Raw genomic sequence first — 18,532 nt, forward strand, 5'->3', positions numbered from 1 at the left:
GCAGCCGGGTGCTCGGCCGGCGGCTGCGGTACACCTCCGTACGGCGCACCGCCCGGCGCGGCACCTCCCGCTGCACCCGTGGTCCCACTCACGCTGGATCCTCCTGCAGTTCCTCGCCGACGCGCGCCTTACGCCCCGGTGGCCTCCACTGTGCGGCATCAAGCTGAGAAGCCCGAAACCGGGGCCGGCCGATACCCTCGCCACTGGCCCGGGGTACCGGCCGCCCGATGTACATCAGTCCTGGTCAGCAGCGTCGGCCGAGGACGGTGCGGGATTCGCCACACCATCGGCCACGCCCTGCGCGGCGGCTTCGGGCGCGTCCTCGAGCGCCGCGTCCTCGGCGCTGTCGTCGTCCTCCGCCTCCGCGTTGCGGGCCATGCCCACCACCGCGTCGCGCTTTCCCAGGTTGATCAGTTGGACGCCCATCGTGTCACGTCCGGTTTCACGAACTCCGGAAACCCTGGTCCGGATCACCCCACCGGACAGGGTGATCGCCATGATCTCGTCGCTCTCCTCGACCACCAGCGCCCCGACCAGCGAGCCGCGGCCCTCGACGATCTTCGCCGCCTTGGTGCCGAACCCGCCGCGGCCCTGGATCCGGTACTCGTCCACCGAGGTCCGCTTGGCGTAGCCGCCGTCGGTCGCGGTGAAGACGAAGGTGCCGGGACGGACCACGTTCATCGACAGCAGCTCGTCGTCCTCGCGGAAGGCCATCCCCTTCACGCCCGAGGTGGCCCGGCTCATCGGCCGCAGCGCCTCGTCGGTGGCGGTGAAGCGGATCGACTGGGCCTTCTTGGAGACCAGCAGCAGGTCGTCCTCGGCGGAGACCAGCTCGGCACCGATCAACTCGTCGTCGCGACCGTCCTCGTCGGTGCGCAGGTTGATCGCGATCAGCCCGCCCGAGCGCGGCGAGTCGTAGTCCTTCAGGTGCGACTTCTTCACCAGACCCTCGCGGGTGGCCAGCACCAGGTACGGCTTGTCCTCGTAGGTGCGCACCGCCATCACCTGGGTGATGTGCTCCTCCGGCTGGAAGGCCAGCAGGTTGGCCACGTGCTGGCCGCGGGCGTCGCGGCCGGCGTCCGGCAGCTCGTAGCCCTTGGCCCGGTAGACCCGGCCCTTGTTGGTGAAGAAGAGGATCCAGTTGTGCGTCGTCGTCACGAAGAAGTGGTCGACGAGGTCGTCCTGCTTCAGCTGCGCGCCGCGCACGCCCTTGCCGCCGCGCTTCTGCGAGCGGTAGAGGTCGGAGCGGGTGCGCTTGACGTAGCCGCCACGGGTGATCGTGACGACGATGTCCTCCTCCGCGATCAGGTCCTCGACCGACATGTCGCCGTCGAAGGGGATCAGCGTGGAGCGCCGCTCGTCGCCGTACTTGTCGACGATCGCGGTCAGCTCCTCGGAGATGATCTCGCGCTGCCGGGACGGCGAGGCCAGGATCGCGTTGTACTCGTCGATCTTGCGCTGCAGCTCGTCGTGCTCGTCGGTGATCCGCTGGCGCTCCAGGGCGGCCAGCCGGCGCAGCTGCATCTCCAGGATCGCGTTGGCCTGCAGCTCGTCGATGGCGAGCAGGTTCATCAGGCCGCTGCGCGCGGCGTCGGCGCTGTCCGAGGCCCGGATCAGCGCGATCACCTCGTCGATCATGTCCAGCGCCTTGAGCAGCGCGCGCAGGATGTGCGCCCGCTCCTCGGCCTTGCGCAGCCGGAACCGGGTGCGCCGGACGATGACCTCGACCTGGTGGTTGACCCAGTGCCGGATGAAGGCGTCGAGCGAGAGCGTGCGCGGCACGCCGTCGACCAGGGCCAGCATGTTGGCGCCGAAGTTGGTCTGCAGGTCGGTGTGCTTGTAGAGGTTGTTCAGCACCACCTTGGCGACCGCGTCGCGCTTGAGCACGATCACCAGGCGCTGACCGGTGCGCGAGGAGGACTCGTCGCGGACGTCCGCGATGCCGGCCACCCGGCCGTCCTTCACCAGGTCGGCGATCTTCAGCGCCAGGTTGTCCGGGTTCACCTGGTACGGCAGCTCGGTGATCACCAGGCACTGGCGGCCCTGGATCTCCTCGACCTCGACCACCGCGCGCATGGTGATCGAGCCGCGCCCGGTCCGGTAGGCGTCCTCGATGCCGCGGCGGCCCACGATCAGCGCGCCGGTCGGGAAGTCCGGCGCCTTGATCCGCTCGATCAGCGCGTCCAGCAGCTCCTCGTTGGAGGCCTCCGGGTGCTCCAGCGCCCAGAGCGCGCCGGAGGCGACCTCGCGCAGGTTGTGCGGCGGGATGTTGGTGGCCATGCCGACCGCGATGCCGGTGGCACCGTTGACCAGCAGGTTGGGGATGCGCGACGGCAGGACGGTCGGCTCCTGCGAGCGGCCGTCGTAGTTGGCGGCGAAGTCGACGGTCTCCTCGTCGATGTCGCGCATCATCTCCATGGCCAGCGGCATCAGCTTGCACTCGGTGTAGCGCATCGCCGCGGCCGGGTCGTTGCCCGGCGAGCCGAAGTTGCCGTTGCCGTCCACCAGCGGCATCCGCAGCGACCAGGGCTGAGCCAGGCGCACCACGGTGTCGTAGATCGAGGTGTCGCCGTGCGGGTGGTAGTTGCCCATCACGTCGCCGACCACGCGGGCGCACTTGTAGTAGCCCTTCTCGGGCCGGTAGCCACCGTCGTACATCGCGTACAGCACCCGGCGGTGCACCGGCTTGAGGCCGTCGCGGACCTCGGGCAGCGCACGGCTGACGATCACGCTCATCGCGTAGTCGAGGTAGGAGCGCTGCATCTCGGTCTCGAGCTCGATCGGCTCGACCCGGGAGACGAAGACGTCGGTGGAGGTGCTGTCCGGCTGCTCGCCGTCAGGACGGTTGTCGTCGACCACTGGTGGTCAGTTTCCTTTCACGCGTGACTGGTACGTACGGACGGGGTCGTGAGAACCCGTCACACGTCCAGGAAGCGGACGTCCTTGGCGTTGCGCTGGATGAAGGACCGGCGGGCCTCGACGTCCTCGCCCATCAGGACCGAGAAGAGGTCGTCGGCACGGGCCGCGTCCTCCAGGGTGATCTGCTGCAGCAACCGGTGCGCCTGGTCCATGGTGGTGATCCGCAGCTCCTCGGCGTTCATCTCGCCCAGACCCTTGAAGCGCTGGATCGCGTCGTCCTTGGGCAGCCGGCGCCCGGCCGCCACGCCCGCCTCGATCACCGAGTCGCGCTCGCGGTCGGAGTAGACGTAGTCGAAGTCGTCCTTGCCCCACTTGATCTTGTACAGCGGCGGCATCGCCAGGTAGACGTAGCCGGCCTCGACCAGCGGGCGCATGAAGCGGAACAGCAGGGTGAGCAGCAGGGTGCGGATGTGCTGCCCGTCGACGTCGGCGTCGGCCATCAGGACGATCTTGTGATAGCGCAGCTTGGACTCGTCGTAGTCCTCCTGGATGCCGCAGCCGAAGGCCGAGATCAGCGCCTGGACCTCGGTGTTCTGCAGCACCTTGTCGATCCGGGCCTTCTCGACGTTCAGGATCTTGCCGCGGATCGGCAGGATGGCCTGGGTGCGCGGGTCGCGGCCCTGCTTGGCCGAGCCGCCGGCCGAGTCACCCTCGACGATGAAGATCTCGCACTCGGCCGGGTCCTTGGACTGGCAGTCGCTCAGCTTGCCCGGCAGCGAGGCGCTCTCCAGCAGGCCCTTGCGGCGGGTCAGGTCGCGCGCCTTGCGGGCCGCCATCCGGGCGGTGGCCGAGTTGATCGACTTGCGGATGATGTCCGCGGCCTCGGTCGGGTTGCGGTCCAGCCAGTCGTTCAGCTGCTCGTGCACCACCTTCTGGACGAAGGTCTTCGCCTCGGTGTTGCCCAGCTTGTCCTTGGTCTGGCCCTCGAACTGCGGCTCGCCCAGCTTGACCGAGATGATCGCGGTCAGGCCCTCGCGGATGTCCTCGCCGGAGAGGTTCTCGTCCTTCTCGCGCAGCAGCTTCTTCTCGCGCGCGTAGCGGTTGACCAGACCGGTCAGCGCCGCGCGGAAGCCCTCCTCGTGAGTGCCGCCGCCGTGCGTGTGGATGGTGTTGGCGAAGGAGTAGACCCCCTCGGTGTACGAGGTGTTCCACTGCATGGCGACCTCCACCGAGATCGTCTTGTCCTTGTCCTCCGCCTCGAAGTCGATCACCGAGGGGTGGATCACCTCGCCCTTGCGGGAGTTGAGGTGCTGGACGAAGTCGGCGATGCCGCCCTCGTAGTGGTAACCGACCGAGAGCGGCTTGCCCTCGTCGTCGACGTGCTCGGGGCGCTCGTCGGTCAGCGAGATGGTCAGGCCCTTGTTGAGGAAGGCCATCTCCTGGAAGCGGCGCGAGAGCGTCTCGAAGGAGTAGACGGTGGTCTCGAAGATGTCCGGGTCGGCCCAGAAGGTGACGCTGGTGCCGGTCCGGTCGGTCGCCTCGTGCTGGACCAGCGGGGCGGTCGGGGCGCCCAGCTTGTAGTCCTGGGTCCAGCGGTGGCCGTCGGTGTGGATCTCGATCGCCAGCTTGGTGGAGAGCGCGTTGACCACCGAGACGCCGACGCCGTGCAGACCGCCGGAGACCGCGTACCCGCCGCCGCCGAACTTGCCGCCCGCGTGCAGCACCGTCAGCACGACCTCGACGGCCGGCTTCTCCTGGCCCGGGACGATGCCGACCGGGATGCCACGGCCGTTGTCGACCACCCGCACCCCGCCGTCGGCCAGGATCGTGACGTCGATGGTGTCGGCGTGCCCGGCCATGGCCTCGTCGACGGAGTTGTCCACCACCTCCTGGACCAGGTGGTGCAGACCGCGCTCGCCCGTGGAACCGATGTACATACCGGGACGCTTGCGGACCGCGTCGAGGCCTTCGAGCACCTGGATGTTGCTGGCGGTGTAGGAGGTACCCGAGGACGGGTCGGTGGGGACGGGGGACTGGCTGGACTCGCCGGAATCGGCCACGAAGCGCCCTCTCTGGCACAGCACGGGCCGCATCCCCGCCCGGGTTCGGGCGAGCGTGCGACCACGGCGTTTCGACTCAGTTACCGCAAGCGGCAGTGTTTGACCCTCAGTCTACCGGTACCGCCGACATAGATGGGCGTTTGGCAGGCCCTGAGGGCGGATTTACCGCCCCGAATCCCCTCCGCACATGTCCCGATACTCGCCCCGGGGGCTCAGCGGCCTCACACGGGCCGTCAGCGGTTCCGGAAGTATGCGCTCCGTCAAGACCGGAGCCGGCCGCCGGGTCACCCCCAGGTGTCGCGCGGACCACGACTGCCCGGCGCCCGCAGCCGGCCGTACCGGCGCTCCGGCGCGGACGGGCCCTGCACCCGGATCACCTTCACCGTGCCGTGCCCCAACTCGTGGTTCAGCCGGGCCACCAACTGCCTTGCCAGCAAACGCAACTGAGTCGCCCACGCGGTGGAGTCGCAACGCACCGTCAGGACCGCCTCGGCCTCCGCGAACTGCTCGGGCGTGCAGTGCGCCGCGATGTCAGGACCGACGATCTGCGCCCACCGGCCCATCACCCCGCCGACCGCGGCCGGCGCCTCCCAGCCACGCTCCGTGATCAAACGATTGAGCGCCGCCCCCAGTGGCACCGGGTCCCGGCCGTCCGCCCTGGCGCCGCTGCGCAACCCGTGCCGCTTCGCCTCGCGCTTCTCGCGGACCTGCTCGCCCCGCTGGCGGGCCTGCTCCTTGGCCGCCCGCAGCGCGACCCGCGCCAAGTCGACGCCGGAGAGTTCCGGATCGCTCATCTTCGTCCCCAGCCTGTGGACAGTCTCTTCGTTCCGCCGCCTCCCGGCGGGCCATCCAGCGTACGACTCACAGGCCGATCCGGGTCACTTCGCCACCGGAGACCGCGTAGCGCACCCCCGCGAGCGCCTTCGGGACGTCCTCCGGGACCGCCGCCGTCACCAGCACCTGCTCGCCGTCGGCCACCAGCTCGGCCAGCTGGTCGCGTCGGCGGGCGTCCAGCTCGGCGAAGACGTCGTCCAGGATCAGCACCGGCTCGCCGCCGTCGGCGCGCAGCAGCTCGTAGCTGGCCAGCCGCAGTGCCAGCGCGAACGACCAGGACTCGCCGTGGCTCGCGTACCCCTTGGCCGGCAGCGTGCCGAGCAGCAGCGACAGCTCGTCACGGTGCGGCCCGACCAGGGTCAGCCCGCGCTCGGTCTCCTGCTTGCGCACCGCCCGCAGCGCCTCCAGGAGTTGCTGGTAGGCCTCCTCACGGCTGCCCGGCAGCCCGCCCTCGAAGGAGGACCGGTACTCCAGGCGGGTCGGGCCACCGCCCGGCGCCAGCCGCTCGTACGCCTGCTCGACCAGCGGCCCGAGCGCCGCCACCAGCTGCAGCCGAAAGGCCGTCAACTCCGCGCCCGCCTGCGCCAGATGACCGTCCCAGACCTCCAGGGTCGACAGGTCGGCGGCCTTGCCGCCACCCGACCTGCGGGCCATCGCCGCGGTCTTCAGCAGGGCGTTGCGCTGCTTCAACACGCGCTCGTAGTCCGCCCGCACGCCCGCCAGCCGGGGCGCCCTCGCGGTCAGCAGCTCGTCCAGGAACCGCCGCCGCTCCCCCGGGTCGCCCTTCACCAGGGCCAGGTCCTCGGGAGCGAAGAGCACGGTGCGCAGCAGGCCCAGCACATCGCGCGGGCGCACGTTGTCCGAGCGGTTGATCCGGGCCCGGTTGGCCTTGCCCGGGGTGATCTCCAGTTCGACCAGCGTGGTCCTGGAGCGGTCCACGATCGAGCCGCGGACCACCGCCCGGTCCGCGCCCTGGCGCACCAGCGGGGCATCGGTCGCCACCCGGTGGCTGCCCAGGGTGGACAGGTAGCCGATCGCCTCGACCAGGTTGGTCTTGCCCTGCCCGTTGGGCCCCACGAACGCGCTGACGCCCGGCTCGAGGGGCACCTCGACCCGGGCGTACGAGCGGAAATCGGCGAGCGACAGGTGCGCGACATGCATGGGTGTGGACCGCGCTCGCCTTCTTGTGGACTACTTCGTGGTGGGCTACTTCGACTCGACCGCGTGGCCGCCGAACTGGTTGCGCAGCGCCGCGATCATCTTCATCTGCGGCGAGTCCTCCTGGCGGGAGGCGAAACGGGCGAAGAGCGAGGCGGTGATGGTCGGCAGCGGCACCGCGTTGTCGATCGCGGCCTCCACCGTCCAGCGGCCCTCGCCGGAGTCCGCCGCGTAGCCGCGCAGCTTGTCCAGGTGCTCGTCGCCGTCCAGCGCGCGCACCGCGAGGTCGAGCAGCCAGGACTTGATCACGGTGCCCTCCTGCCAGCTGCGGAAGACCTCGCGCACGTCGGTGACCTCGTCGACGGCCTCCAGCAGCTCCCAGCCCTCGGCGAAGGCCTGCATCATCGCGTACTCGATGCCGTTGTGGACCATCTTGGCGAAGTGGCCGGCGCCGACCTTGCCGGCGTGCACCGAGCCGAACTCGCCCTCCGGCTTGAGCGCGTCGAAGATCGGCTGCACCTTGAACACGTGCTCGGCGCCGCCGCCGTACATCAGCGCGTAGCCGTTCTGCAGGCCCCAGACGCCGCCGGAGACGCCGCAGTCCACGAAGCCGATGCCCTTGGCGGCCAGCAGCTCGGCGTGCGCGATGTCGTCGGTCCAGCGCGAGTTGCCGCCGTCCACCACCACGTCGCCAGGGGCGAGCAGGTCGGCCAGCTCCTCGATCGTCGCCTGGGTCGCGGCGCCGGCGGGGACCATCACCCAGACCACACGCGGGCCCTGGAGCTTGTCGACCAGCTCCGGGAGGCTCGCGACGTCGGCGAGGTCGGGGTTGCGGTCGTAGCCGATGACGGTGTGGCCGGCGGCGCGGATGCGCTCGCGCATGTTGCCGCCCATCTTGCCGAGACCGATGAGGCCGAGCTCCATGACAAGTCCTTACCTGGGATGTCCTGCCTGACGGCGGCGCCGTTGCCGCGACACAAGAGCCTACGCCGCAGGGGTGTCCACAGACTGTGGACGGTCCGTGGACACCCGTACGTTGTCAGGTCACCGCGCTATGAGGCGGTGTCAGCCCGACAGCCGGACCGGCATGATCAGGTACTGGTAGGCCTCGTCGACCTCGGCGTCCAGCGCGGCCTTGCCCTTGAGCAGGGCCGGCTTGGTGGCCGTGGTGAAGCAGAGGTTGGCGTACGGGGAGTCGATGGCCTTGAGGCCCTCCTCCAGGTAGCCGGGGTTGAAGGCGATCGAGATGTCGTCGCCCTCGAGGTCCGCGTCGATCCGCTCGGTGGCCTGGGCGTCGTCGCCCGAGCCGGCCTCCAGGGTCAGCACGCCCTGCTCGAAGCTGAGCCGCACCGGGGTGTTGCGCTCGGCCACCAGCGAGACGCGCTTGAGCGCCTCCAGGAACGGCTGGGTCTGCACCGAGGCCTCGGCGCTGAACTCGGTCGGGAAGAGGCTGCGGAACTTCGGGAACTCGCCCTCCAGCAGGCGGGTGGTGGTGCGCCGCCCGGCCCCCTCGAAGCCGACCAGGCCCTCGCCCGCGCCGCCCGAGGAGAGCGCGATCGAGACCGTGTCGCCGCTGCCCAGGGACTTGGCGATGTCCTGCAGGGTGCGGGCCGGGACCAGCGCGACCGCCGAGATGTCCGGCTGCTCGGGCTTCCAGAGCAGCTCGCGGACGGCGAAGCGGTAGCGGTCGGTGGCGGCCAGGGTGATCTTGTCGCCCTCGATCTCCACCCGGACACCGGTGAGCACCGGCAGCGTGTCGTCGCGGCCGGCGGCCACCGCGGCCTGGCTGACGGCCGAGGCGAAGACCTCGCCGGAGACCGTGCCGGTGGCGGTGGGCATCTGAGGCAGCGACGGGTACTCGTCCACCGGCAGGGTGGGGAGCGTGAAGCGCGAACTGCCGCAGACCACGGTGACCCGCTGGCCGTCGGTGGAGATCTCCACAGGCCTGTTGGGAAGGTTGCGGGCGATGTCGTTGAGCAGCCGGCCCGAGACCAGCACGGTGCCCGACTCCTCGACATCCGCCTCCAGCTCGACCCGGGCCGAGACCTCGTAGTCGAAGCCGGACAGCGCCAGGCTGCCGTCCTGGGCGGTCAGCAGCAGGCCGGCGAGCACCGGCACCGGCGGCCGCGCCGGGAGGCTGCGAGCAGCCCAGGCCACCGCCTCCGCGAGGACGTCACGCTCCACCCGGAACTTCACCGGTCACCGCCTCCTGGGTCTGCAGTCGTGTGCAGCTCTTGATCGTCATCTGGCATCTGGCGAGCACCGGGACCGCGGGTCGAGCCCACTGCGGCTCCAGGTGCCGAAGGACAGTCTGACGTACTCCGCCGACAGACGGGGCAGACGGGCGGAAGCCAGCCGAACGGATGTCGGGCCGGCTTGTCCACAGATTTCGGGCCACCCCGCTGTTGAGCGAATCCAGGGGTCTCTAGGTGTAGTGGTAGTAGTAGGGCCTGTGGAAACCGTGGATAACCTCGTTTCCGCAGGTCAGGCCCACTTTTTTGTCCACACTGGGTGTGGACCGGTGCAGTGGATAACCAGGTGCCGCTGTGGACAGCGGAGCGTTACTCACAGGCCACCGTGCGTATCCACAGGTTTTCCCCAGCGTCGTCCCCAGATTCTCGCCCGGTTATCCACGAGCTCCGGTCAACTTCTCGTGACGCCTTTCACACCGGGCGATGAACAGGGCCCGTCCGTTGTCGAACAGTGGATAGAGCTGTGGAGAAGCTGGGGATAATCGGCCGTTCCCTGGGGACGGGCAGTGGACAACCTCCGGCGCCAACTGACGGCCCGCCAACTGTCCACACCCTGTGGATAACTGTTGTGCACAAGTCCACAGGGTGCTGACCTGCGGCGGAGAGCGTAGCGGCACAGCCGCTGTGGAGGAATTCGGGATAACTCGGCGATCCCCATGCTGTGGACGGGGGAAAACACCCGTCACTGTGGACAACACTCGCTCGGGCCCACTCTGTTCGAATCGATGCTCAGATGTGCGAGAGGGCCTGGCGCTTGGCGGATCGTCAGCTGACCGGAGCCTTCCCCGGCCGATCCAGGTTCACACCACTGCGGAGACGACGAAGGGGGCTGCGACTCGGGTGAGTCGCAGCCCCCTTCAAAAGCCCTGCCAGGCCTAGCTCTTGATCCGGTTGGTCAGCTCGGTGACCTGGTTGTAGAGCGAGCGCCGCTCGGCCATCAGGGAGCGGATCTTGCGGTCCGCGTGCATCACCGTGGTGTGGTCACGGCCGCCGAACTGGGCGCCGATCTTGGGCAGCGAGAGGTCGGTGAGCTCGCGGCAGAGGTACATGGCGATCTGACGGGCCGTCGCCAGCACTCGGCTGCGCGAGGACCCGCAGAGGTCCTCCACGGTGAGCCCGAAATAGGCGGCCGTCTGCTGCATGATGACCTGCGCCGTGATCTCCGGCCCCGCGTCCTCGTCGCCGCCCGGGATCAGGTCCTTGAGGACGATGCCGGCCAGCTCCAGGTCGACCGGCGAGCGGTTGAGGTTGGCGAAGGCGGTCACCCGGATCAGCGCGCCCTCCAGCTCCCGGATGTTCCGGGTGATCCGGGAAGCGATGAACTCCAGCACGTCGGCCGGGGCGTTGAGCCGCTCCTGGATCGCCTTCTTGCGCAGGATTGCGATCCGGGTCTCCAGCTCGGGCGGGGTGACGTCGGTGATCAGCCCCCACTCGAAGCGGTTGCGAAGCCGGTCCTCCAGGGTGATCAGCTGCTTGGGCGGCCGGTCCGACGAGAGGACGATCTGCTTGTTCGCGTTGTGCAGGGTGTTGAAGGTGTGGAAGAACTCCTCCTGGGTCGACTCCTTGCTCGCCAGGAACTGGATGTCGTCGACCAGCAGGATGTCCATGTCCCGGTAGCGCTTGCGGAACGCGTCCGCCTTGCCGTCCCGGATCGAGTTGATGAACTCGTTGGTGAACTCCTCCGAGCTCACGTACCGCACCCGGGTGCCGGGGAAGAGGCTGCGCGAGTAGTGGCCGATGGCATGCAGCAGGTGGGTCTTGCCGAGGCCGGACTCGCCGTAGATGAAGAGCGGGTTGTAGGCCTTGGCCGGCGCCTCGGCCACCGCCACCGCCGCGGCGTGCGCGAAGCGGTTGCTGGCGCCGATCACGAAGGTGTCGAAGAGGTACTTCGGGTTCAACCGGGCGGCCGGCTCGTCCTTGCGCGAGCTGTCCGCCGAGGGCGCGCCGGGCGGGGCCGGCACCCCAGGGACCGGGGTGCGGTCGGTGACCCGCTCGGGCAGGGCCGGGGACGCGGGGCGGTCCAGCTCGCCGGGCCGGTGGCCCGACGGCTGACCCGGCGGACCCGGGAGGTCCTGGCCGGGTCCTGGCCGGGCGGCGGGGCGGATGGCCGGCGGCGGCAGGTCGCGGCGCCCGGGCTGGCCGGGGCGCGCGCCGCGCTGGCGCGGCTCCTCGCCGGTGGAGTCGTAGGCGCCGCCGAACAGGTCGCCCTGGGACGGCTCGCCACCGGGGCCGGGGCCGCCGGTCGGCTGCGGCCGGTTCTCGCTCTCGCGGCTCTCCCAGTCGCGGTAGCCGCGTTCCTGGTAGGGCTGCGGCGGCCCGGCGGGGTAGTTCTGGCCCGGGTAGCCGCCGTAGTTCGGCTGCTGGGGGTAGGGCTGCTCCTGGTAGCCGTCGTACGAGGGCTCGGGGTAGGCGTAGCCGTTCTCGTAGGCCTGCTCGCGGTAGCCCGGGGCCGGGTAGTCGTGCGACGGGCGGGGCGCACCGGGCCAGCCGGGCTGCTGCTGCGAGTGCTGCTGTTGCGGGTGCTGGGGCTGGGGCTGCTGGGGCTGGTGCGGTTCGGCGGGGCCCGGCTCGGGCTCGGGCTCGGCCACCGGCTGGGTCGTGGGCTGGGTCGTGGGTACTGGGGTGGGCGGCATGGCGTTGGCATCCACCATCACGGCAATCCGCACCGGGCGGCCGAACTGCTGGCTGAGCCCGTCGGTCAGCTGCGGCAGCAGCCGGCCTTCCAGCACTTGCTTGGCCCACTCGTTGGGGGCGGCCAGCAGCGCGGTGTCATGCATCATCCACATCGGCTGGGTGCGCTGCACCCACAATTTGTCCTTGTCACCCACCGAGGTGTCGTTGACCAGCCGCTCGACGACCTTCGCCCAGGCCGGGACGAGGTCGCTGTTGACATCAGCCACTGGTGCACGCTTTCTCGTTCCCCTGGAGGCAGGGGGTGGTCCTGGTCAGGATCGGAAGGCAGGGCTGGTTCGGATGGATGAACAAAACCAGACAAGTCCTGCAACGGTAGTCAGCGGGCAGAGCTGATTCAAGTTGTTGTCCACAGGCTGTGAACATCCTGCCGTAGGGATGCCGGTTTGACCCCCGGGTCCCGTCCCGCGTACCGTAACCAGGTCGAGTTGTCGATGGCCGCTGCCGCATGTCCGCGGGTCCGCCCCGCTTCCAGAAGGCGCGCAGCACGGGCGCCGTGGATTGCCTGGACCCCAGCAGACCTGGGGATTCAGGTCGGATTTCCCAGGTATGAGGGGGAGATCACGCGGCCGCACGGTGACGGCCAAGCTGCAATTCGTCACCCTACGATTCACCCCAGGAGCCCCCGAGTGAGCAAGCGCACCTTCCAGCCGAACAACCGTCGTCGCGCCAAGACCCACGGCTTCCGGCTGCGGATGCGTACCCGCGCCGGCCGCGCCATCCTGGCGACCCGCCGCGCCAAGGGCCGCACCAACATCTCCGCCTGATCCGCGCAAAGGGTCTGCAGTGCTGCCCTCCGAGAATCGGCTGCGGCGGCGCCAGGACTTCGCGATCGCGGTGAAACGCGGCCGCCGAGCCGGCCGGCCCCTGCTGGTCGTCCATCTCAGACGAGAGGACGACCAGGCTGGGCAGGCCGGCGGGTACAGCGACTCCCACCCGCACGTCGCCGAGGGGACTCCCTCGGTGCGTGCGGGTTTCGTCGTGAGCAAGGCGGTTGGTCCTGCCGTGGTGCGCAATCTGGTGAAGCGTCGCCTGCGTCACTTGGTCCGGGAGCGTCTGGGCCGGTTGCCCGCAGGTAGCCTGATAGTGGTACGGGCGCTGCCCCCGGCAGCTTCGGCCTCGTACCTGGATCTTGCACATGACCTGGACGCGGCGCTGAAGCGGTTGCTCCGGACGGATCCGGCCTCTCCGGCAACAGGATCAGGGCGATGAAGTACCTGCTGATGGGACTGATCAGGCTCTACCAGTGGACGATCAGTCCGCTGCTCGGACCGGTCTGCCGTTACTACCCCTCGTGCTCGCACTATGGCTACGAGGCGGTGCGGACGCACGGTGCGGTGAAAGGCAGTGTGCTGACCGCCTGGCGGATCCTGCGATGCAATCCCTGGTCGCCCGGTGGGGTGGACCACGTGCCGCCGCGCAAGCGTCCCGTTTGGCACCAGCGCCTGCGTGCCCTGGTGCAGTCAAGGACCGGTAGCGCCGCGAGTCCGGAGCCGGCTGGCTCCGCGGCCCACGCCCCGGTCACCACAGGCTCGACGGCTGCTGGTCAGACGTCGGTAGGCCCGATGTCCGCAAGCCTGACGACCAAGCCCAAAGCCCAAGGAGTCTGACCGGTGACCTGGTCCTTCCTGAACCCTCTCTACACCGCGGTGTCCTGGATCATCGTCCAGTTCCACTCGCTCTACAGCCACATCTTCACCCCCAACGGCGGCTGGGCCTGGGGCCTGGCCATCGCCTCGATGGTGGTGGTGATCCGGATCTGCCTGATCCCGCTCTTCGTGAAGCAGATCAAGTCGACCCGGGCCATGCAGGCGATCCAGCCGAAGATGAAGGCCATCCAGGAGCGCTACAAGAACGACCGGCAGCGCCAGTCCGAAGAGATGATGAAGCTCTACAAGGAGGCGGGCACCAACCCCTTCTCGAGCTGCCTCCCGATCCTGGTGCAGATGCCGTTCTTCACCGCCCTGTACGGGGTGCTGAGCAAGGTCGCGCACAACCAGCCGATCGGTGTCATCAAGGGCGACGTGCTCGCCAGCGCCCACCAGGCACACATCTTCGGCGCCCCGCTCTCGGCGACCTTCGTCAACAGCTCGCAGACGAGCGTCAAGGTCGTCACCGCAGTGATGATCTTGATGATGTCGGCGTCGCAGTTCATCACTCAGCGCCAGCTGATGACCAAGAACATCGACCTCTCGGTGAAGACGCCGTTCATGCAGCAGCAGAAGATGCTGATGTACGTCTTCCCGGTGATGTTCGCCGTGATGGGCATCAACTTCCCCGTCGGTGTGCTGGTCTACTGGCTGACCACCAACGTCTGGTCGATGGGCCAGCAGCTGATCGTGATCCGCAACAACCCGACGCCGGGCAGCCAGGCCTGGGACGAGCGCCAGGCGCGGCTCAAGGCGGCCGGCCGGCTCAACCCGGACGGCACGGTCATCAAGGGCACCGGCCTGTTCGGCCTCTTCGGCGGTGGCAAGACGGCGGCCGCGCAGCAGCAGGCGGCGGTGGCCCTCACCGAGTCGGTGCAGGTGCGCCGCCAGCAGCCGCGCCGGCAGACCAAGGCGCAGCGGCAGCACGTGCACGGCGCTCCGGTGAAGGCCGAGGAGGCCAAGGAGGACGCCCCGCAGGAAGCCGTACCGGTGCAGGAGGACGCGGTGCCCAGCGCGCAGGGCGCGGGCAAGGCGCAGGCCTCGGGCGGGGCCAAGCGGCCGGCCGCCAAGCAGGGTGGCGGGAGCGCCAAGCGTGGTCCGCAGCAGGGCGGCGGTCAGCGGCCCAAGAAGAAGTCCTGAGCCGGCGCCCCACTCTCTGACCCTCGATTTCGGCCCGTAACCGTGGGCCCTGTCTTTGAAGGAGTCCCTCCCGTGACGGAAGGCACCACCTCCGCCGTCGAAGCCGGATCGGGCGCTGCGGCGCAGGAGTCGGCGGACACCCTGGTCGCTCGCCTGGAGCAGGAGGGCGAGATCGCGGCCGACTACCTGGAAGGCCTGCTGGACATCGCCGACCTGGACGGCGACATCGACATGGACGTGGAGGGCGACCGGGCCCTGGTGTCCATCGTCGGCGACGGCGACGACCGCAGCCTGCAGCGGCTGGTGGGTCAGGACGGGGAGGTCCTGGAGGCGCTCCAGGAGCTGACCCGGCTGGCGGTGCACCGGGAGACCGGGGAGCGCAGCCGGTTGATGCTGGACATCGCGGGCTTCCGGGCGCGCAAGCGTTCCGAGCTGGCGGAGCTGGGCGCGAAGGCCGCGGAGCAGGCCAAGCGCACCGGTGAAGCGGTGAAGCTGCGGCCGATGACGCCGTTCGAGCGCAAGGTGGTCCACGACGCGGTGGCGGCGGCGGGCCTGCGCAGCGAGTCGGAGGGCGAGGAGCCGCAGCGCTGTGTCGTCGTCCTGGCGGGCTGAGGTCCTGGCGGACTGAGGTCCAAGAAAGCGTCCCTCGTCGACCCCGTTCGCACATGCTTGTGCGGACGGGGTCGACGTTCCTCGGGGCAGTGGCGTTCCCTCGGAGCAGACGTTTCACGTGAAACGGTGGTGTGCGGGGGTCGGTGGAATCGGTGAGCGGAGAGGCTGAGATGGCGACGGAGAGTTCGGCGGCCGACGGTGCGCCCCAGGGGCTGGCTGAGGCTCCGCCACAGGCACGGGAGATCTTCGGTGAGCGGTTCCCCGCGGCGCAGCGCTATGCGGAGCTGCTGGCGTCGGCGGGGGTGCAGCGCGGGCTGATCGGGCCGCGGGAGGTGCCCCGGCTCTGGGATCGCCATGTGCTGAACTGCGCGGTGCTCGCCGAGTTGCTGCCGGCTGGTGCGACGCTCTGCGACGTGGGCTCGGGTGCCGGACTGCCGGGGATCCCGGTGGCGCTGGTGCGTCCGGACGTCTCGGTGACGCTGCTGGAGCCGCTGCTGCGGCGCACCACCTTCCTGGAGGAGGTGGTGCGGGAGCTGGGGCTGGAGAACGTCACGGTGCTGCGGGGGCGGGCCGAGGAGATGATCGGGAAGGTCTCGGTGGACATCGTCACGGCGCGGGCGGTGGCGCCGTTGGACCGGCTCGCGGGCTGGGGGCTGCCGCTGCTGCGGCCGTACGGGCAGATGCTGGCACTGAAGGGGGACACCGCGGAGCAGGAGCTCGCCGACTCGCGCTCCGCGCTGACCAAGCTGGGCGCCGTGGAGTGGTCGGTGATCCCGGTGGGCGAGAGCGCGCTCGGGGCGGCCACCCGCGTGGTCCAGGTGAAGGTCGGGGAGAGCCCCGGCGGGGTGAAGGCGGCGACCCGGCGGGCCAAGGCGGCCCGGGCGGGTCGGGCCGAGGCGCGCGGCACCGGGCGCCGCCGGCGCTGATCGGCGCGGTCCAGCGGGCCCCGGGAGCGCTGTGCGCTCCCGGGGCCGCTTGCGTTCTCGGAGTGTCGCACCGTCAGATTTCCGACAATGCGGGCAAGGTGTTTCACGTGAAACGTCGCTCGCTGCTTCCCGTAGTTCTCGACCTGCGGCTGCGCCGCGGGCTCGGCCGTGGTCGGGCGGAGACTGTTGCCGCTCCGGTTTCACGTGAAACACTGGGCCCCATGCAGGACTCGGAGACCATCGACCAGATCGATGACACCCCTATCGCACGGGCGGCGCAGGCCGCCGTCCAGGCACTGGGGCGGGCAGGCGAGGGTTTGCCCAGGCCGCCGGCGACTCGCGTGATCGTGGTGGCCAACCAGAAGGGCGGGGTGGGGAAGACCACCAGCACCGTCAACATGGCCGCCTCGCTGGCCATGCACGGGCTGCGGGTGCTGGTGATCGACCTCGATCCGCAGGGCAACGCCTCCACCGCGCTGGGCATCGACCACCACGCCGAGGTGCCGTCGATCTACGACGTGCTGGTGGAGGGCAAGCCGCTGGCCGATGTGGTGCAGCCGGTAGTGGACGTGGAGGGCCTGTTCTGCGTGCCGGCCACCATCGACCTGGCCGGTGCGGAGATCGAACTGGTCTCGCTGGTCGCCCGGGAGAGCCGGTTGCAGCGGGCGATCGCGGCCTATGAGCAGCCGCTGGACTACATCCTGATCGACTGTCCGCCCTCGCTGGGTCTGCTGACGGTCAACGCCCTGGTGGCCGGCCAGGAGGTGCTGATCCCGATCCAGTGCGAGTACTACGCGCTGGAGGGGCTGGGGCAGCTGCTGCGCAACGTCGAGCTGGTGCGGGCCCACCTGAACCCGGCGCTGCACGTCTCGACGATCTTGCTCACCATGTACGACGCCCGGACCAGGCTGGCCGCACAGGTCGCCGAGGAGGTCCGCAACCACTTCACCACCGAGGTGCTGCGCACCGCGATCCCGCGTTCGGTGCGGATCTCCGAGGCCCCCAGCTACGGGCAGACGGTGCTCACCTACGACCCGGGCTCCACCGGTGCGCTCTCCTACCTGGAGGCGGCCCGGGAACTGGCGATGCGCGCGGTCGGTCTGGACGCACCGCCCACCGCCGTGGAGCAGGCGGCCGCCGAGGCGCTCGGCGCGGTGGGACACAACCGGCACACGATCGGCGCGCAGGCGACGCCGATGGCACAGCACAGCACGATGGAGGGCAATCGGTGAGTGGTCGCAGGGGTCTGGGCAAGGGGCTGAGCGCGCTGATCCCGGCGGCCGGTTCGCCGGCGCCCGCCGGGGTCGCGGAGCCGACCGCGCCGGAGCGGTCGGCGGTGCCCGCCGCCCAGGCGGTGCCGGCGATCGGCGCGGCGTCGCCCAGCGCGGTGCCGGTGCTGCCCTCGGGGCGCGGCACGGTGGCGGCCAGGGCGGCGGGGAGCGTTCGGCTGGAGGCGGTGCAGGCTCCGGCCTCGGTGGAGCTGGTGCCGGTGGACGGGGCGCGGTTCGCCGAGCTGCCGCTGGACGTGATCACGCCCAACCCGCGCCAGCCGCGAGAGGTGTTCGACGAGGACAAGCTGGCCGAGCTGGTCGCCTCGATCAAGGAGGTGGGCCTGCTGCAGCCGGTGGTGGTGCGTCAGGTCGCTCCGGAGCGCTATGAGCTGATCATGGGCGAGCGGCGCTGGCGGGCCTCCCGCGAGGCCGGGCTGGAGCAGATCCCGGCGATCGTGCGGGCCACCGGGGACGACAAGCTGCTGCTGGACGCGCTGCTGGAGAACCTGCACCGGGCCGAGCTGAACCCGCTGGAGGAGGCGGCCGCCTACGACCAGCTGCTGCGGGACTTCGGCTGCACCCATGACGAGCTGGCGGATCGGATCGGTCGCTCGCGCTCGCATGTCTCCAACACGATCCGGCTGCTCAAGCTCTCCTCCGCGGTGCAGCGGCGGGTGGCGGCCGGGGTGCTGACCGCGGGCCACGCCCGGGCGCTGCTCGGGGTGCTGGACGGCGAGCGGCAGGACGAGCTGGCCCGGCGGATCGTCGCCGAGGGCCTCTCGGTGCGCAGCACCGAGGAGATCGTGGCACTGCTGGACCACGAGGAGAAGCCGCGTCCGGCGGCTCCCAAGGCGGGCAAGTTGCTCTCGCCGGCCTTCAACGACCTGGCCGGCCGGCTCTCGGACCGCTTCGAGACCCGGGTGAAGGTGGAGGTCTCCCAGCGCAACGGCAAGCTCGGCAAGGGCAAGGTGGTGCTGGAGTTCGCCTCGGTGGAGGATCTCAACCGGATCCTGGACAGCCTGGCACCGGGGGAGGACGGGCTGCGGCTCTCGCAGAGCTGAGTCGGCGTTCGGATGTCGC

At 70.0% G+C, this 18,532-nt stretch carries 15 protein-coding genes; 8 read left to right on the plus strand and 7 right to left on the minus strand.

Annotated features, from left to right (window positions below; translation table 11 throughout):
• Positions 1 to 234: 234 nt before the first annotated feature.
• The 7 genes from gyrA to dnaA all read right to left on the minus strand — a co-directional run bounded on the left by gyrA (position 235) and on the right by dnaA (position 12,063).
• On the minus strand, positions 235 to 2,859 hold the full coding sequence (gene gyrA / locus P3T41_RS19895; RefSeq protein ID WP_280691303.1) for a DNA gyrase subunit A: 2,625 nt from the start codon (positions 2,857 to 2,859) through the stop codon (positions 235 to 237).
• A 59-nt stretch (positions 2,860 to 2,918) separates the two neighbouring features.
• The gene (gene gyrB / locus P3T41_RS19900; RefSeq protein ID WP_280691304.1) at positions 2,919 to 4,943 is read right to left on the minus strand and encodes a DNA topoisomerase (ATP-hydrolyzing) subunit B; all 2,025 of its coding nucleotides are present in this window, start codon (positions 4,941 to 4,943) and stop codon (positions 2,919 to 2,921) included.
• Between the two features lie 260 nt (positions 4,944 to 5,203).
• On the minus strand, positions 5,204 to 5,713 hold the full coding sequence (locus tag P3T41_RS19905; protein WP_280691305.1) for a DciA family protein: 510 nt from the start codon (positions 5,711 to 5,713) through the stop codon (positions 5,204 to 5,206).
• Positions 5,714 to 5,780: 67 nt separating this feature from the next.
• A complete protein-coding gene (gene recF / locus P3T41_RS19910; RefSeq protein WP_280691306.1) occupies positions 5,781 to 6,914 on the minus strand; it encodes a DNA replication/repair protein RecF in 1,134 nt (377 codons plus the stop codon).
• Between the two features lie 45 nt (positions 6,915 to 6,959).
• Positions 6,960 to 7,835 (minus strand): phosphogluconate dehydrogenase (NAD(+)-dependent, decarboxylating), encoded by an 876-nt coding sequence (gene gnd, locus P3T41_RS19915; RefSeq protein ID WP_280691307.1) that lies wholly within the window; start codon positions 7,833 to 7,835, stop codon positions 6,960 to 6,962.
• Positions 7,836 to 7,976: 141 nt separating this feature from the next.
• Positions 7,977 to 9,107: a DNA polymerase III subunit beta gene (gene dnaN, locus P3T41_RS19920; RefSeq protein WP_280691308.1), complete on the minus strand. Its 1,131-nt coding sequence runs from the start codon at positions 9,105 to 9,107 to the stop codon at positions 7,977 to 7,979.
• A gap of 931 nt (positions 9,108 to 10,038) precedes the next feature.
• Positions 10,039 to 12,063: a chromosomal replication initiator protein DnaA gene (gene dnaA, locus P3T41_RS19925; RefSeq protein ID WP_280691309.1), complete on the minus strand. Its 2,025-nt coding sequence runs from the start codon at positions 12,061 to 12,063 to the stop codon at positions 10,039 to 10,041.
• Positions 12,064 to 12,483: 420 nt separating this feature from the next.
• On the opposite strand from dnaA, the gene rpmH reads away from it, so the two are divergent.
• The 8 genes from rpmH (at position 12,484) to P3T41_RS19965 (ending at position 18,513) form a co-directional block, all read left to right on the plus strand.
• The gene (rpmH, locus tag P3T41_RS19930) at positions 12,484 to 12,621 is read left to right on the plus strand and encodes a 50S ribosomal protein L34 (RefSeq protein ID WP_035799375.1); all 138 of its coding nucleotides are present in this window, start codon (positions 12,484 to 12,486) and stop codon (positions 12,619 to 12,621) included.
• 19 nt (positions 12,622 to 12,640) lie between these two features.
• Complete coding sequence (rnpA, locus tag P3T41_RS19935) at positions 12,641 to 13,066, plus strand: ribonuclease P protein component (RefSeq protein ID WP_280691310.1); 426 nt, start codon at positions 12,641 to 12,643, stop codon at positions 13,064 to 13,066.
• On the plus strand, positions 13,063 to 13,464 hold the full coding sequence (gene yidD, locus P3T41_RS19940) for a membrane protein insertion efficiency factor YidD (RefSeq protein ID WP_280691311.1): 402 nt from the start codon (positions 13,063 to 13,065) through the stop codon (positions 13,462 to 13,464). The genes rnpA and yidD overlap by 4 nt, the downstream gene beginning before the upstream one ends.
• Positions 13,465 to 13,467: 3 nt before the next feature.
• Complete coding sequence (yidC, locus tag P3T41_RS19945; RefSeq protein ID WP_280691312.1) at positions 13,468 to 14,643, plus strand: membrane protein insertase YidC; 1,176 nt, start codon at positions 13,468 to 13,470, stop codon at positions 14,641 to 14,643.
• A gap of 72 nt (positions 14,644 to 14,715) precedes the next feature.
• Complete coding sequence (locus P3T41_RS19950; protein WP_280691313.1) at positions 14,716 to 15,255, plus strand: R3H domain-containing nucleic acid-binding protein; 540 nt, start codon at positions 14,716 to 14,718, stop codon at positions 15,253 to 15,255.
• A 170-nt stretch (positions 15,256 to 15,425) separates the two neighbouring features.
• Complete coding sequence (gene rsmG, locus P3T41_RS19955) at positions 15,426 to 16,181, plus strand: 16S rRNA (guanine(527)-N(7))-methyltransferase RsmG (RefSeq protein ID WP_280691314.1); 756 nt, start codon at positions 15,426 to 15,428, stop codon at positions 16,179 to 16,181.
• Between the two features lie 221 nt (positions 16,182 to 16,402).
• Positions 16,403 to 17,413: a ParA family protein gene (locus tag P3T41_RS19960; RefSeq protein WP_280691315.1), complete on the plus strand. Its 1,011-nt coding sequence runs from the start codon at positions 16,403 to 16,405 to the stop codon at positions 17,411 to 17,413.
• Positions 17,410 to 18,513: a ParB/RepB/Spo0J family partition protein gene (locus P3T41_RS19965; protein WP_280691316.1), complete on the plus strand. Its 1,104-nt coding sequence runs from the start codon at positions 17,410 to 17,412 to the stop codon at positions 18,511 to 18,513. Before P3T41_RS19960 ends, P3T41_RS19965 begins: the two co-directional genes overlap by 4 nt.
• Positions 18,514 to 18,532 lie beyond the last annotated feature (19 nt).

Origin of the sequence: Kitasatospora sp. GAS204B (assembly GCF_029892155.1) — a bacterium.
Taxonomy (GTDB): Bacteria; Actinomycetota; Actinomycetes; order Streptomycetales; family Streptomycetaceae; genus Kitasatospora.

Coding starts and splice junctions, on each gene's coding strand:
- P3T41_RS19905 (WP_280691305.1), bottom strand. CDS start 5,713: ATGAGCGATCCGGAACTCTCCGGCGTCGACTTGGCGCGGGTCGCGCTG.
- P3T41_RS19960 (WP_280691315.1), top strand. CDS start 16,403: ATGCAGGACTCGGAGACCATCGACCAGATCGATGACACCCCTATCGCA.
- gnd (WP_280691307.1), bottom strand. CDS start 7,835: ATGGAGCTCGGCCTCATCGGTCTCGGCAAGATGGGCGGCAACATGCGC.
- rsmG (WP_280691314.1), top strand. CDS start 15,426: ATGGCGACGGAGAGTTCGGCGGCCGACGGTGCGCCCCAGGGGCTGGCT.
- recF (WP_280691306.1), bottom strand. CDS start 6,914: ATGCATGTCGCGCACCTGTCGCTCGCCGATTTCCGCTCGTACGCCCGG.
- yidD (WP_280691311.1), top strand. CDS start 13,063: ATGAAGTACCTGCTGATGGGACTGATCAGGCTCTACCAGTGGACGATC.